Origin of the sequence: Rhodococcus cercidiphylli (genome assembly GCF_033042225.1) — a bacterium.
In the GTDB taxonomy this organism is placed as follows: Bacteria; Actinomycetota; Actinomycetes; order Mycobacteriales; family Mycobacteriaceae; genus Rhodococcoides.
Genome location: NZ_JAWLKE010000004.1, coordinates 387,615 through 402,191 on the forward strand (window position 1 = coordinate 387,615; position 14,577 = coordinate 402,191).

The window sequence follows — 14,577 nt, forward strand, 5'->3', positions numbered from 1 at the left end:
GTTGTTCAGCCCACTGCATCGCTGACATGACCGAAGTCGTGCCGGTAGCGGGACGAATCGGACAGTTTGGGTCGCTCGTCCACTCGGGCGATGTCCACCGGATCGGCGTCGAACAGCTCGAGCTCGTGCAGCTTTCTCGCCGTCACGCTCACCCGGGTATCGACGGACCCGACGGTGGAATTGAAGGATTCCACGGCTTTGCCGAGGTGGGCACCGAGCTTGTCCAGGTGTGTCGAGACGACACCGATGCGCGTGTACAGCTCGCGTCCCAGTTGCTGGATGCGCGCAGCGTCCTCGGCCAGTGACTCCTGCTTCCACGTGTAGGCAACGGTTCGAAGTAGCGCGACCAGGGTGGTCGGGGTGGCCAGGATCACGTTCCGGCCGAAGGCGTACTCGAGCAGGCCAGTGTCCGAGGTCAGGGCCGCGTCGAGAAACGGGTCGCCGGGAACGAACAGCACGACGAACTCCGGCGTCGGCTCGAACGCCTGCCAGTACGCCTTGTCGGCCAGTTGGTCGATGTGGGTGCGCAGTTGCTTGGCGTGGCGTCGCAGATTCTTCTCCCGCGCGGCGGGATCCTCGTCCTGGGCGGCATCGAGGTACGCCGCGAACGGCACTTTGGCGTCGACGACGATCTGTCGACCGCCGGCGAGACGGACGATCATGTCGGGTCGGATGCCGTCCTTGCTCACCTGTGTGTCGAAATCGCAGTGCTTGACCATGCCTGCGAGCTCGACGACCCGCTCGAGCTGGATCTCGCCCCACCGGCCCCGGATCTGCGGTGCACGCAGTGCCGTGACCAGCTGAGCGGTCTGGGTGGACAGATGCATCGACGCCCGATGCATCCCGGTGACCTGCTCGGACAACCCCGCGTACGCCCGAATTCGATTGTGCTCGACCTGGCGCACGTGCTCGGAGAGCGCATCGACGGCGTCGTGCAACGGCTCGACCAGGTGTGAGACCTGCTGGCCGATCACGGTCGAATTGCGCCGCGCAGAATCCTCGTTGACCGCGCTCAACGACTGTCGAAGCATGCCCTCGTGCTCGCGGAGCGCGGCCAGTTGGGCTTCGGCTCGAACGGCACGGTCGCCCATCCGCGAGGCGTGCAACAACCAGCCGACGACCGCCCCGATACCGAGAGCGACGAGCAGGCCGAACGCGGTGAGAATGTTCATGGAGCAGATGATGCAGGACGGCACCGACAACTTCGGTTCGTGACGGCGTAAGCCGCAGCTCACGTCCGACAGGCCGAGGCGCCTCGAGGAGTTTGTCGGTGGTTCCCGATAGCGTCGAACTCATGAGAATTCTGCACACCTCGGACTGGCACATCGGTCGCACCTTTCACGGTGTCGACCTGTTGGCCGATCAGGGCGCTGTGCTGGAGTCCATCGCGGAACTGGTTGCGGCGCAATCGATCGATGTGGTGGTGGTGCCGGGCGATATCTACGACCGCGCTGTTCCCAGTGCCGATGCCGTCCTGGTCTGCAACCGCGGACTCGAGGCGATCCGAGCGGCAGGCGCGGTGATCGTCGCGACGTCGGGAAACCACGATTCACCCGCTCGGCTGGGCGCGGGTGCCGCGTTCGCCTCGGCGGGAGGGCTGCATCTGATGACGCGGGTGGGCGACGTCGCCACCCCGGTCGTCATCGAGGACGAGCACGGCTCCGTTGCGTTCTACGGCATTCCCTACCTCGAGCCCGAGACGACGCGGGCCGAGCTCGACGTTCCCACCGCGCGGACGCACGCAGAGGTGCTCAGCGCTGCCATGGATCGGATCCGGGGTGATCTCACGACGAGAAACGAAGCGGGACAACATCATCGCTCGGTCGTGCTCGCGCACGCGTTCATCGTCGGCGGTGAGGCGACCGGCTCGGAGCGGTCGATTTCCTCCGGCGGTATCGAAACTGCGCCTGCGTCGGCGTTCGACGGGGTCGACTACGTGGCGCTCGGACACCTGCATTCGCCCCAGACCCTCACCGATCGAGTGCGGTACTCCGGTTCCCCTCTGCCCTATTCCTTCGGTGAGCGGTCGCATCGCAAGGCGGTATGGATTCTCGATCTCGACGCGAACGGGCTCGGCACCGTCGAGCGAGTCGACCTGCCGGTGGTACGCGGACTCGCCCGCATCGAAGGCACGGTCGAGCAATTGACAACGGACACAGCGTATTGCGAGTTCGAGGACCATTACGTCTCCGCCGTGCTCACCGACGAAGTACGCCCCGTCGACGCAATGCGCTTGTTGCAGCAGCGTTTCCCGCACGCGATCCACTTGGAATGGCGTCGCCCGGAGGGATCCGGCGAGCTTCGTTACCGCGACCGTGTGCGCGGCCGTAGCGATCTCGACATCGCAACCTCGTTCGTGACGGACATGCGCAGCGTGCCGACGGCAGCGGAGTCCGGGCTCCTGGCTCGCGCGCTGGCCTCCGTGCATCGCGAGACCGAGGCCATCCGCGGGACGGCCACCACCGCCGACCGCGGTGCTGCATGAGACTGCATTCACTCGAGATCACCGCCTTCGGCCCCTTCGCGGGCACCGAGACGGTGGACTTCGACGCACTGGGAGCCGACGGGCTCTTCCTGTTGCACGGGCAGACCGGAGCAGGCAAGACGACGGTGCTCGACGCCGTGGCGTTCGCGCTGTACGGAACAGTGCCCGGAGCTCGTCGCGAGGGCAAGCGATTGCTGTCCGATCACGCAGCCAAAGGCGCGGTGCCACAGGTCACGTTGGAGGCGACACTCGCTGGGCGACGCATCAGAATAGTGCGCAGTCCGGAGTTCCTGCGGCCCAAGCTCCGCAGCACGGGCACCACCAAGCAGCACGCCAAAGCCAGTCTCACCTGGCTCGACGGCCGCGGGCAGAACCTCACTCGGCTCAACGAGATCGGTGACGCCGTCAACGCGCTGCTCGGAATGAGTGCCGACCAGTTCTTCCAGGTGGTGCTGTTGCCGCAGGGTGAATTCGCGCGATTCCTCCGAGCCGACAGCGACGAACGCGGCAATCTGCTCGAAAGGCTCTTCGACACAGGCCGATTCGGAGATGTCGAAGAATGGTTCGCGCAGCGCCGCCGGGAGCTGGCCGCCGAACTCGCCGACGCTCACCACGCCATCGACATCATGCTCGGCCGGGTGTCGCAGGCATCGGGGATACCCGAGCCCGCGGGCGAGGACGGCGAGCAGCCGGACCCGCTCGAGTGGGCGGCCGACGTCCTGGCCGATGCCCGGCAGAATCGGACTCTCGCACAAGGTCGGGCGGTGCTGATCGACGCGGCAGCTCGGCGTGCGTCGGCAGCTCTGACGAAGGCCACCACCGTTCTCGATCTGCAGCGTCGTCGGGCTCTCGCCGAGGCGCAGCTCGTGCAGTATCGGGAGGGCGACACGGCGCGAGCTGCGCGCAGAACCGAGCTCGCCGATTCCGCGGCCGCCGGACCGATCGCGGCCACTGCCGCAGACCTGCGTCTCGCCCGCCGGACCACCGAGGCCGCGACCTCCTCACTCGCGGCGGCGGAGCGTGCGCTGCCGGCAACGGCGGAGGGGCGACGCTTTCACGCTGCGTTGCACTGGCCACCCGCGCCGGCGGATCCGTCGGACGAGCGCACGGTCGTTGCACAGTTCGTGCGTGACTGGACCACCGACGTCGCGCGGTTGCAGTCGCTGCTCGGTCTCGCTCGCGAGGCCGACCGACTCGACGGCACCCTCGTCGAATATCGTGCGCAGCAACGTACTACCGCAGCGGCGATCGAACGCACCGTGCAATCGCAGGCCTCGATGCCCGAGAAGATCGCAGCTGTCGAATCACGGATGGCACGAGCCGCCTCGGCTGTGGCGGAGTTGCCGGGCCTAGAGGAGCGCTGCAGTCGGGCCCGCGCGGCAGCCGAGTCCGCTCTCGAACTGGTACGCACACGCGCGACTCTGGCCGAGGCCGAACGTGCCCGCGACAGCGCTCGGGCAGCGCACAACACCGCCCGGGAGCACCTGCTCGATCTCCGTGAGAGACGCCTCGACGGGATGGCCGCCGAGCTGGCGGCCCGTCTGGAGGCGGGCGAGCCGTGCGTCGTGTGCGGATCGGAGGTGCACCCGCATCCTGCTGCAGCGTCGACGTCGACGGTGACCAAGGCACAGGAAGACAAGGCCGCTGCCGCAGAACGCAAGGCCGCTGGCGTGCTCGATCAGGCGGTCGCGGTTGTTGCTCGAGCGCAACGGGACGTGGATCTGCTGCACGACCGCACCGGTGGGGCCTCCGCTGCAGAGCTGGCCCAGACGCTCGATGCCGCAACCACCGCAGTGCAGGACGCCCGTGCGCGTGCCGCCGATGTAAAACCGGCATCCGCAGAGCTCGATCGCCTGCGGAGCGAGTCGGACGCGCTGACGGTCACGCTCCACGACCTGGTTGCCTCGCGGAGTGCCGTGGACGAGCGCATCGCGGCCACCGAGGAATCGCTGACGCAGATGCGTGCGTCGGTGGCCGAGGAAGTGGACGAGGGTGCGTCGCTGGCAGACCGAATCGCGGAGCGAGAAGCGTTGATCGACGGTGCCCGGCGTATTCAGGAAGCGCGCATCGCCTGGCTCGACGCCACTGCGCGGGCCGATGCGCTGGCAGCAGAACTGGACCGTGGGGTGGAGGCGTCGAACTTCGAGTCCGTCGACGCCGCCGCCGGGGCAGTGCTGACCGCAGACCGCGTCGAGCAGATCGAGACCGAGCTGCGTATCGCCGAGGAGACGCGTGCGCATGCCGAGCACGTGCTGCGCGAGCCCACCATCGTGGACGTGGCCGGTCGGCCGCCGGTGGATCTGGCCCCGCTGGAGCAGGCGTGCGCCGAGATGGACGACGAAGTCAGGGTCGCCGCTGCGGCGGTGGCGGAATGTCGAAGGCGCGCAGACGATCTGGAACGGTTGATCGCCGAATTGTTCACCGCGGCCCAGGCCATCGCGCCGCAACGTGCGGAATTCGACGAGCTCGCCAACCTGGCGGACGTGGTGGCAGGCCGGGGACAGAATGCACGCAAGATGTCGTTGCGTTCGTACGTCCTCGCGTCTCGACTCGAGGATGTCGCCGAGTCCGCATCCGCGCGGCTGCGTCGAATGTCTTCGGGACGATACGAATTCGTGCACTCCGACGAGGCAGGCGTCCGCGGCAAACGGGGCGGTCTCGGACTGGACATCAGGGACGACTACACCGGTGTGGTGCGCTCGGCCAAGACACTGTCGGGCGGTGAGGCATTTCTCGCGTCGCTCTCGCTCGCGTTGGGCCTCGCCGATGTCGTGGCTGCCGAATCCGGTGGCGTCGTCCTCGACACCATGTTCATCGACGAAGGATTCGGCACGCTCGACGCCGACACCCTCGAATCGGTGATGGCGGTTCTCGACGAACTACGTGCGGGCGGACGCGTCGTCGGCGTCGTCAGTCACGTCGACGAGATGCGTCAGCGCATTCCCAGTCGCCTCTACGTCAAGCGGGAGCGCACCGGATCCACGCTTCAGGTAGTGGCTTCCTGACCCGAGTCCTTCTTGTCGGAGTTCTTCTCCTCGTCGAGGCCGGCCTGCTCCTCGGTCAACCCGTCGGGCGGCGGGATTTTGTCCTCTAGCTCGTCCTGGTCCGGTTCGTTCGAGCGCGCATCGATCTGCTCGGACAGGTACCGGATCAGCACGGCCGCAACCGCCGCGGCCGGGACGGCCAGGAACGCGCCGATGATGCCGAACAGTGAGCTGCCTGCCGTCACGGCGAGCAGCACGATCGCCGGATGCAGGTTCATGCTGCGGCTCTGCAGAATGGGCTGCAGCACATTGCCTTCCAACTGCTGTACCGCGACGATGATGGCGAGCACGATCAGTGCAGTGGTCAGCCCGTTCGCAACCAGGGCCACCAGCACAGCGAGTGCGCCGGCGACGAACGCTCCGACGATCGGAATGAAGCCACCGATGAACGTCAGGGTCGCCAGCACCAGCGCCAGCGGAACGCCGAGAATGACCAGTCCGAGACCGATGAAGAATGCGTCGATGAAACTGACGATGGCCTGAGTTCGGATGAATCCGCCGAGGGTCGCCCACATCCGTGAGAGCACCTCGCCCAGATGAGTTCCGGCGCGGCCACCGGAGAACCCGTGCAACCACGGCAGGAACTTCGGTCCATCCTTGACGAAGAAGAACGTCAACACCAACACCAACGCCAGAGTGACCAACAGCGAGCCGGCGGCGGACACGCCGGTGAACACGCCGGTGGCGATGACCTCCCCGCTGTCCTGTAGCCGCGACACGATCGCCGACACGGCCGAGTCGATCTGGTCGTCGCCGATGTTCAGCGGCGGCCCCTTCAACCAGTCCTGAACCTGCGCGATACCGCCCGATGCCTGGTCGACCAACTCGGGAGCCTGCTCGGCGACCGACGGAACGATCAAGGTGATGATGCCGCCGATGACGACGAAGAACACCACGAGCGATACCGACGAGGCCAGGGCCGGAGGAAATCCCAGACGCATCATCAGCTTCGCCGGCGGCCACAGCACCGTCGCGACGATCACGGCGAGCAGGACCGGCAGCAGGATCACCCAGAACTGCCCGATCAGCCAACCCAACACCCACGCACCGGCTGCGATCGCAATGAGGATCAGCGACCACTTGGCCAGCCACATGCCACCGACCCCGATGAGGTCACCGCGATCATTGCCGGACGTCTTGGACTTCGACGGACTGCCGGGCACTGCCGATTCGGTCACTGTGGCTTCCTCACATTCGGCGGATGGCGGATCGTGAAGAACCATAACGTCTCGGTATGCCCAGCTGTATGTCACCGCCGTCCAAGGCGAGGCCTTTCAGGCCGCCTCGTGTGCCAACAGCCATTCCTTGACGGGCAGGCCCCAGCGAAAACCGCCGAGGGCCCCGCCGATTCGAACCACCCGATGGCACGGCACGAACAGTGCGGCCGCATTGCGAGCGCATGCCGACGCAGCACCACGGATGGCTGCCGGTCTACCCGACAGTTCTGCGAACTCGGAGTAGGTCACCGGCGCACCGGGTTCGACGGTGCGCAGAACTCCCCAGGCGTGCATGAGAAATTCGCCGGATCGTTGCGAGACGGCAACGGAGTCGATGACGGTCAGCTCACCGCGGTGATAGCTCTCGACGGCGCGCGTCACATCGCCGAGATCGGCCGCAGTGCGCACGCTGTCGGGACGCATCGTCGGGTGGATCAGGACGCGGAGTTCGTCGACATCGGCGGTCCACCCGGATGCCAGGACGCGCTGATCGGCGTCGACGATGGTGCTGAACGGCCCGATCGGGGTGTCCTGGGTGGCGGCGGTGGCAGTCATGGCTGTCTTCTTTCCAGTGCGGTGATCCACAGGTGCATCGAGACGTACGAACGCCACGGGGCCCAGCGGACAGAATCGTTCAACGAGATGTCGAGTGCCTGAGCACCTTGTCTGACGACGAGATCGGTATCGAGCAGAACATCGGGATCGCCGAGCAGCCGCATCACGACGTACCGGGCGGTCCAGGGTCCGATTCCTTTGAGTGCGAGCAGTTCTCGCTCCAGCTCGGGCCCTTCGCGCGCGGGATGGAGCACGACGATTCCCGACGCGATGGCGTCGGCGACGCGGATGACGGTCTGGACCCGGGCGGCAGGTCCGGTGAGTACCTCGTGGCCTCGTTCGGCGATGACGGCAGGCTCGGGAAACAGCCTGGTGACGGTGTCGTTGCCGAGATCGAGTGGTGCACCGAGAGCGTCGACGAGTCTAGCGGTGTGAGTGGCCGCAGCCTTCAGCGAAATCTGTTGTCCGATCACGGTGCGCAGCAACATCTCTGCGCCGTCGACCACTCCCAGGGCGCGAATGCCCGGGTGGGCGTCGACGCTCGGTGCCAACTGTGGGTCTGCGCTCAGTGCGTCGTCGACGGCGAGTGGATCGGCATCGAGATCGAGCAGGTGTCGGATTCGGGCGACGGCAGGGGCGAGGTCTCGCATGTCCTGCAATGTCACTGCGGCGCTGACGAATCCATCCATCACCCGCAACGCCACGAGCCCGGCGGCGTGCGGCAGGCTCAGGGATCGCACGTATTCGCCGTCCTCGGCGAACGATTCGATGCCCTCGACCACGTGGCCACGCAGGAACCACTCGATCCAGCCGCGGTCCAGCGGCGGGCGGTACGGCAAGCGCAGGGTGACGGTTCCACCCGCGGTCGGTACGGCAGTGCGGTGCGCTTCTCGACGCAACGTCGACGGGTCGACGGCGAAGACTTCCCTGATGGTGTCGTTGAACTGCCGGACGCTGGAGAAGCCGGCCGCGAAGGCGACGTCGGCCATCGACATGTCGGTAGTTTGAATCAGTGTGCGGGCGGTGTGGGCGCGGTGTGCGCGGGCCAGGGCGAGTGGTCCTGCACCGACCTCGGCCGTCAGCACGCGGGTCAGCTGCCGAGTCGAGTAGCCGAGGGTGCTGGCGAGGCCGTCGACGCCACCGCGTTCGACGGCTCCGTCGGAGATCAGCCGCATGGCGCGAGAACTGAGGTCCGAGTGGATGTTCCAGCGTGGGGAACCGGGGGTGGCGTCGGGCTGGCAGCGGCGGCAGGCGCGGTAGCCGGATTGTTGGGCCGCCGCTGCGGTGGCGAGAAACGAAACGTTGCCCGGCTTGGGTGTGCGGGCCGGGCAGGAGGGTCGGCAGTAGATGCCGGTGGTGGAGACGGCGGTGAAGAACTGGCCGTCGAACCGTGCGTCACGCGAGGAGACCGCGCGATAACACCGATCGAAGTCCAGTTCTTGCACCTGCCGTTCACTGCTCATGCACCTACTGTGTCAGCGCGGACGCGTCGGTGCTAGCGGAAATCGGACATCACCGTGTCAGCAGCATCGAGCTCCCGGGTTCCGGTCCGCCTCCGCGTGCCTGTCCTTCCAGTACTGCCGCACGGTCGGCGGTTCCTGATCCGGATGGTGGCGGGCCAGATGGGCGACGTAGCGGTCGTAATCGTGATCGCCCATCACCGAGGTGATCCACCACCACAGCCCGCGCATCTAGTGCGCCGATCCGGGGCGACGGACGGTGCCCGCCTCGATCAGCTCGTCCCATTCGGCCTGGATCTTCTTCTCGGCCGGGGTGAGCACGAAGCCGGTGGGGCCGAAGATCTTCGACGGCACCTCGGGCTCCTCGTTGTCGGGCAGATTGTCTCCTCGAACTGCCTTGATGCACACCCATACTCCGGCGATCACGACGACCAGGACCAGTACCGCGAAGATGATCGACAGCGTGCCCTGAATGAAGGTGTTGCGGATGACGGCGTCGATCGCCTCGGGTGTCTTGGCGCTGCCGAACTCGCTCAGGCCCTGCGCCTTGGCGTCGCGGAACTGGGAATGCTGCGTCCAGTAGCCGATGGCCGGGACGGAGGAGAAGATCTTCTGGTACGACGCGGTCATCGTGACGATGAGGTCCCACGCCAGCGGAACCCCGGGAATCCAGGCCCACTTGTAGAGGCCGCGCTTGACGACGATGACCATCACCACCGTCAACGCGATGGCGGCAAGGAGCTGGTTGGCGATACCGAACAGCGGGAACAGGGTGTTGATGCCGCCCAGTGGATCGGTGACGCCCATGAGAAGGATTGCGCCCCAGGCCGCGACGACGATCAGCGAGCAGATCCAGGCACCGGGGCGCCAGGACGGATCCTTGAACTTCTTGGCCGAGGCTCCGGGCAGGTTGCCGATGCTGTCGGAGAGCATGAAGCGTGCGACGCGGGTGCCTGCATCGACCGTGGTGAGGATGAACAGTGCCTCGAACATGATCGCGAAGTGGTACCAGAACGACTTGAGCGATTCGCCGCCGAACACCTGGTGCAGTACCTCCGACATGCCGAACGCGAGAGTCGGTGCGCCGCCGGTGCGGGAGATGATCGACTCCTCGCCCACATCGGTTGCCGCCTGGCTCAATTCGGCCGGGGTGATGTCGCCGCCACTGAGCCCCAGTCCGTTGACGTACGTCGCCGCAGTTTCCGGAGTGCCACCGGTCAGCGTTGCCGGAGCATTCAACGCGAAGTAGATGTGCTGATCGAGAACACATGCGGTGATCAGCGCCATGATGGCGACGAACGACTCGGTGAGCATGCCGCCGTAGCCGATCATGCGCATCTGCTTTTCCTTCTCCAGCAGCTTCGGCGTGGTGCCGGAGGAGATCAGAGCGTGGAAGCCGGACAGCGCGCCGCAGGCGATGGTGATGAACAGGAACGGGAACAGCGAGCCAGCGAACGCCGGGCCGTTGCCCTCGGTGGCGAAGCTCGTCATCGCGGGCATCTGGATCTCGGGGCGCGCGATGAGGATGCCGACGGCCAGCAAGGCGATGGTGCCGACCTTCATGAACGTCGACAGGTAGTCGCGCGGGGCGAGTAGCAACCACACCGGCAGGATGCAGGCGAGCAGGCCGTAGCCGATCAGCAGCCAGGCGACGGTCACCTTGGAGAGGGTGAACCAGTCGGTGCCCCAGTCGGTCTCGGCAACCCAGCCGCCGGCGACGATGGCGAGTAGCAGCAGTACGACGCCGATGAGTGAGACCTCGGTGACGTTGCCCGGTCGCAGGAAGCGCAGGTAGACGCCCATGAACAGTGCGATCGGAATGGTCAGTGCGATGGAGAAGACGCCCCACGGGCTTTCGGCGAGCGCGTTGACGACGACGAGTGCAAGGACCGCGATGAGGATGATCATGATGACGAACACCGCAATCAGCGCGGCGGTACCGCCGACGACTCCGAGTTCGTCGCGGGCCATCTGTCCGAGGCTGCGGCCGTGGCGACGCGTCGAGATCCACAGCACCAGGAAATCCTGGACGGCACCGGCGAACACGACGCCGATGATGATCCACATGGTGCCGGGCAGGTAGCCCATCTGAGCGGCGAGGACGGGGCCGACGAGCGGGCCTGCTCCGGCGATCGCGGCGAAGTGGTGGCCGAACAGCACCCGACGATCCGTCGGCATGTAGTCCTTGCCGTTTTCCAGAATCTCGGCAGGAGTGGCGCGGTCGTCGCGTGGGAAGACGATCTTGCGTTCGATCAGCCTGGCGTAGAAGCGGAAAGCGAAGATGTACGTACACACCGCGGCGATGACGAACCAGACGGCGTTGGGATTCTCTCCGCGGACGATCGCGATGATCGTCCACGCAACACCGCCGAGTAGGCCGATGGCGACGAGCATCAGGCGCTTGATCGGGGTCATCGGATGTGACTCGACGACGCCGACCGGCGGTAGGTCGGGATCTGTCTTCAGCAATTCGACGTGTGGTTCGTCGGCCGCTTTCAGTGACATGTGTGGGGTCTCCAGGATCGCAGGTGTGACTGCGATCACCCTATGTGGGCCGCCGGTGCGCGTCCTCGAATCGACGCATCGCGGTGCGCCCGGCGGTCGCTGGAGTGCGACGAGCGGCAACCGCGGCGACGATGCCCGCGGTCAGCCGCCCAGTGCGTCGTCGACGGCCCGGGCGCTGAGCACCTGATCCAGCACCAGCGCCGCACTGCCGATCACCCCGGAGAGGTCACCGTGGGTGGTGGCCTGGATGGTGAGGGCCTTGGTGGCCAGCGCGGTGGCGTTTCCGTAGACGGTCTCGCGGAGGCCGGCGACGAAGATGTCGTAGGCGTTCGCCATGTCGCCGCCGACGATCAGGACCTCGGGGTTGAGCAGGTTGACGGCACCGGCCAGAGTTTCACCGATGTGGCGTCCGCTGTCGCGAATGAGCCTGCGCGCTTCGGGGTCACCGCTCACCGCGAGATCGACGACGCCGCGAACGTGGCCCACTTCGCGGCCCTGCTCGTTGAGTGCGCGCACAAGAGCCCAGCCGCCCGCGATGGCTTCGAGGCAGCCGCTGTCGCCGCACCTGCACGCGACCCCTGCCGCGGCAGCGGTCTTGGTGTGGCCGAATTCGCCTGCAGCGCCCAATGACCCGCGCTGCAATGCGCCGCCTGCGACGATTCCGGCACCGAGCCCGGTCGAGGCCTTGACCAGTAGGGCGTTCTGGAAGCGATCTCGATTGTCGCGGCGTTCGGCCAACACCATGGCGTTGGCGTCGTTGTCGAGAAACACCGGAGCCGACGTGGTGTCGGCGAAGAACGGTGCCAGCGGCACTCCGTCCCAGCCGTGCATGATCGGCGAGTCCAGGCTGCACCCTCGGTCGGTGTCGGCGGTGCCGGGGATGGACAGTCCGACGCCGAGGATGCGGTGGTCGGTTCGGTGCGATTCGTCGAGCAATGCCTGCAAGCGCTTGGTGATCTGCGGCATCAGCTCGTCCGGGCCGACGCCGATTTCCTGATCGACGGTATCGCTCGCGAGCAACTCGCCGCCGAGGGTGAAGACGCCCAGCTGGGAGCGGCTGCGTCCGATCGCGGCGGCGAGCACCACACCGGCGTCGATGTCGAAGGACAGTCTCGCCGGGGGTCTACCGCCGGTGGAGTGCGTGTCCTCGGTTTCGATGACCAGGCCGAGCTCGGTGAGCGCGGCGACGCGGGAGGCGACGGCCGACCGTGAGAGTCCGGTGATTCGGCCGAGTTCGGCACGAGTAGCTGCTTCTCCGTCGCGAATCAGAGCGAAAACCTCACCTGCCGTCGCAGGTGGAGCGCTCAGGCGCGGCATGGACATAAACGCCATTCAACCAACTGGCAACTTTTACGGCAACAGCCTAAGAAGTGCCACTTATAACTTTGAAAAGCATAAGTTGGGTTGTCGGTCGACCTAATTGGCCTTAGGGTGAGTGATGAGAGACCGAACATCGGAGATACTCATGGACACACTTCATCCGGTCCTGCGTCAGGTCACCGACCGCATCGCAGACCGCAGCCAGTCCGACCGCACCGCCTACCTCGCGCGAATCGCATCGGCCGGGGATCGAGGCCCGGCCCGTGGCCGCCTCGCCTGCGCCAACATCGCTCACGGCTTCGCAGCCTCCGGCAAGGCCGACAAGCAGGCCCTGCGCGGCATGGTCAAGCCCAACATTGCGATCGTCTCCGCCTACAACGACATGCTCTCGGCGCACAAGCCGTTCGAGACCTATCCGGCCGTGCTGAAGAAGTCGGTCATCGACGCCGGCGGCATCGCGCAGTTCGCCGGGGGAGTTCCCGCCATGTGCGACGGCATCACCCAGGGCCGTGACGGCATGCAGCTCTCGCTGTTCAGTCGCGACATCATCGCGATGTCGACCGCAATCGCGTTGTCCCACGACATGTTCGACGCCACCCTGATGCTCGGGGTGTGCGACAAGATCGTCCCCGGAATGCTCATCGGCGCACTGAGTTTCGGCCATCTGCCTGCGGTGTTCGTGCCCGCCGGGCCGATGACGTCCGGACTCCCCAACGGGGAGAAAGCAAAAGCGCGCCAGCTCTACGCCGAGGGCAAGGTGGGGCGCGAGGCTCTGCTCGACGCCGAGGCCGCGTCGTATCACGGCAGTGGCACCTGCACGTTCTTCGGAACGGCCAATTCCAATCAGTTGCTCATGGAGGTCATGGGCCTGCATTTGCCGGGATCGTCGTTCGTCAACCCCGGAACCGCGATGCGCGACGCGTTGACCCGCGAGGCCGCGCACGTCGTCACCGGTCTGACGTCGTTGGGCGACAACTACACACCGGTGGGGGAGGTCGTCGACGTCAAGTCGATCGTCAACGGCTGCGTCGCGTTGCTCGCCACCGGCGGCTCGACCAACCACACGATGCACCTCGTCGCCATCGCCAAAGCCGCCGGAATCACGTTGACCTGGCAGGACCTGTCCGACCTGTCGGCCGTCGTGCCGCTGATGGCCCGGATCTACCCGAACGGCAAGGCCGACGTGAATCACTTCCACGCGGCCGGTGGACTCGGGTTCGTCATCGGGTCTCTGCTCGACGCCGGGTTGATGCACGAGGATGTGAAGACCGTTGCCGGGCAGGGTCTGCGGCGCTACACCCAAGAGCCGAAGCTCGACGGCGACGGGGTGATGTGGCAGGACGGTACTCGGATGAGCCACGACGACACCGTGTTACGAGGCGCGAACGAGCCGTTCAGCGCCGACGGCGGACTGAAGATGCTGACCGGGCCGATCGGCAAGTGCGTCATCAAGACTTCTGCACTGGCACCCGAACATCGAGTGGTCACCGGACCGGCGCGAGTGTTCGACGATCAAGCCGACTTCCTCGAGGCATTCGACGCAGGGCTACTCGACGGCGACTTCGTTGCCGTGCTGCGTTATCAGGGCCCGAAGGCCAACGGAATGCCCGAGTTGCACAAGCTCACCCCGGCTCTCGGAATTCTGCAGGACAAGGGACGGTCCGTCGCGCTGATCACCGACGGCCGAATGTCCGGTGCCTCCGGCAAAGTCGCTGCGGCAATTCACCTCACGCCCGAGGCCGCGAGTGGGGGACCGATCGCGAAAATTCTCGACGGTGACATCATCACCCTCGATTCCCTAGGTGGCACACTGTCGATCGACGTACCGCTCGACGAGTTCGAGGCACGGCCGGTCACCGGCCGAGCCTTGGACAAGGACGAGTGGTCCAGCACCGGTCGCGACCTGTTCTCGGGCATGCGTGCGCTCGTCGGCCCGGCCGACGAGGGTGCAATGTTCGTCATGCGCTGAGTCCCTGTAACTGAAGAAGAAG

The 14,577-nt window shown here is 66.1% G+C and carries 10 protein-coding genes; 3 read left to right on the forward strand and 7 right to left on the reverse strand.

The annotated features are described in order from the left end of the window. Positions 1 to 5: 5 nt before the first annotated feature. Positions 6 to 1,172, reverse strand: coding sequence for a DNA recombination protein RmuC (locus R3P95_RS12350; protein ID WP_300523337.1), 1,167 nt, complete (start codon positions 1,170 to 1,172; stop codon positions 6 to 8). A 122-nt stretch (positions 1,173 to 1,294) separates the two neighbouring features. Between R3P95_RS12350 and R3P95_RS12355 the strand changes: the two genes are divergently transcribed. Together R3P95_RS12355 and R3P95_RS12360 are read left to right on the forward strand one after the other, a co-directional pair. Beyond that, positions 1,295 to 2,485: an exonuclease SbcCD subunit D gene (locus R3P95_RS12355; protein ID WP_317548478.1), complete on the forward strand. Its 1,191-nt coding sequence runs from the start codon at positions 1,295 to 1,297 to the stop codon at positions 2,483 to 2,485. Continuing rightward, the gene (locus tag R3P95_RS12360; RefSeq protein WP_317548479.1) at positions 2,482 to 5,490 is read left to right on the forward strand and encodes an SMC family ATPase; all 3,009 of its coding nucleotides are present in this window, start codon (positions 2,482 to 2,484) and stop codon (positions 5,488 to 5,490) included. Before R3P95_RS12355 ends, R3P95_RS12360 begins: the two co-directional genes overlap by 4 nt. On the opposite strand, the gene R3P95_RS12365 is transcribed toward R3P95_RS12360, so the two are convergent. The 6 genes from R3P95_RS12365 to R3P95_RS12390 form a co-directional block, all read right to left on the reverse strand. After that, positions 5,472 to 6,752, reverse strand: coding sequence for an AI-2E family transporter (locus tag R3P95_RS12365; protein ID WP_394855412.1), 1,281 nt, complete (start codon positions 6,750 to 6,752; stop codon positions 5,472 to 5,474). The genes R3P95_RS12360 and R3P95_RS12365 overlap by 19 nt on opposite strands. A 51-nt stretch (positions 6,753 to 6,803) precedes the next feature. Then, on the reverse strand, positions 6,804 to 7,301 hold the full coding sequence (locus tag R3P95_RS12370; protein ID WP_300524408.1) for a methylated-DNA--[protein]-cysteine S-methyltransferase: 498 nt from the start codon (positions 7,299 to 7,301) through the stop codon (positions 6,804 to 6,806). Then, positions 7,298 to 8,764, reverse strand: coding sequence for a DNA-3-methyladenine glycosylase 2 family protein (locus R3P95_RS12375; protein ID WP_300524410.1), 1,467 nt, complete (start codon positions 8,762 to 8,764; stop codon positions 7,298 to 7,300). Before R3P95_RS12375 ends, R3P95_RS12370 begins: the two co-directional genes overlap by 4 nt. Before the next feature lie 57 nt (positions 8,765 to 8,821). After that, entirely contained in the window at positions 8,822 to 8,992 is a 171-nt protein-coding gene (locus tag R3P95_RS12380) for a YbdD/YjiX family protein (protein WP_094641195.1), read from the reverse strand. Then, entirely contained in the window at positions 8,993 to 11,266 is a 2,274-nt protein-coding gene (locus tag R3P95_RS12385) for a carbon starvation CstA family protein (protein ID WP_317548481.1), read from the reverse strand. A 141-nt stretch (positions 11,267 to 11,407) separates the two neighbouring features. Further along, positions 11,408 to 12,589 carry an ROK family transcriptional regulator gene (locus R3P95_RS12390; RefSeq protein WP_094641197.1) on the reverse strand — a complete coding sequence of 394 codons (1,182 nt, stop codon included), beginning with the start codon at positions 12,587 to 12,589 and terminating at the stop codon, positions 11,408 to 11,410. Between the two features lie 142 nt (positions 12,590 to 12,731). Between R3P95_RS12390 and edd the strand changes: the two genes are divergently transcribed. Then, a complete protein-coding gene (gene edd / locus R3P95_RS12395; protein ID WP_300520665.1) occupies positions 12,732 to 14,555 on the forward strand; it encodes a phosphogluconate dehydratase in 1,824 nt (607 codons plus the stop codon). Positions 14,556 to 14,577 lie beyond the last annotated feature (22 nt).

Bases quoted from the DNA above. Each gene is read 5' to 3' on its own strand.
- R3P95_RS12350 (WP_300523337.1), bottom strand. From the start codon at position 1,172: ATGAACATTCTCACCGCGTTCGGCCTGCTCGTCGCTCTCGGTATCGGG.
- R3P95_RS12355 (WP_317548478.1), top strand. From the start codon at position 1,295: ATGAGAATTCTGCACACCTCGGACTGGCACATCGGTCGCACCTTTCAC.
- R3P95_RS12360 (WP_317548479.1), top strand. From the start codon at position 2,482: ATGAGACTGCATTCACTCGAGATCACCGCCTTCGGCCCCTTCGCGGGC.
- R3P95_RS12365 (WP_394855412.1), bottom strand. From the start codon at position 6,752: ATGGTTCTTCACGATCCGCCATCCGCCGAATGTGAGGAAGCCACAGTG.
- R3P95_RS12370 (WP_300524408.1), bottom strand. From the start codon at position 7,301: ATGACTGCCACCGCCGCCACCCAGGACACCCCGATCGGGCCGTTCAGC.
- R3P95_RS12375 (WP_300524410.1), bottom strand. From the start codon at position 8,764: ATGAGCAGTGAACGGCAGGTGCAAGAACTGGACTTCGATCGGTGTTAT.
- R3P95_RS12380 (WP_094641195.1), bottom strand. From the start codon at position 8,992: ATGCGCGGGCTGTGGTGGTGGATCACCTCGGTGATGGGCGATCACGAT.
- R3P95_RS12385 (WP_317548481.1), bottom strand. From the start codon at position 11,266: ATGTCACTGAAAGCGGCCGACGAACCACACGTCGAATTGCTGAAGACA.
- R3P95_RS12390 (WP_094641197.1), bottom strand. From the start codon at position 12,589: ATGTCCATGCCGCGCCTGAGCGCTCCACCTGCGACGGCAGGTGAGGTT.
- edd (WP_300520665.1), top strand. From the start codon at position 12,732: ATGGACACACTTCATCCGGTCCTGCGTCAGGTCACCGACCGCATCGCA.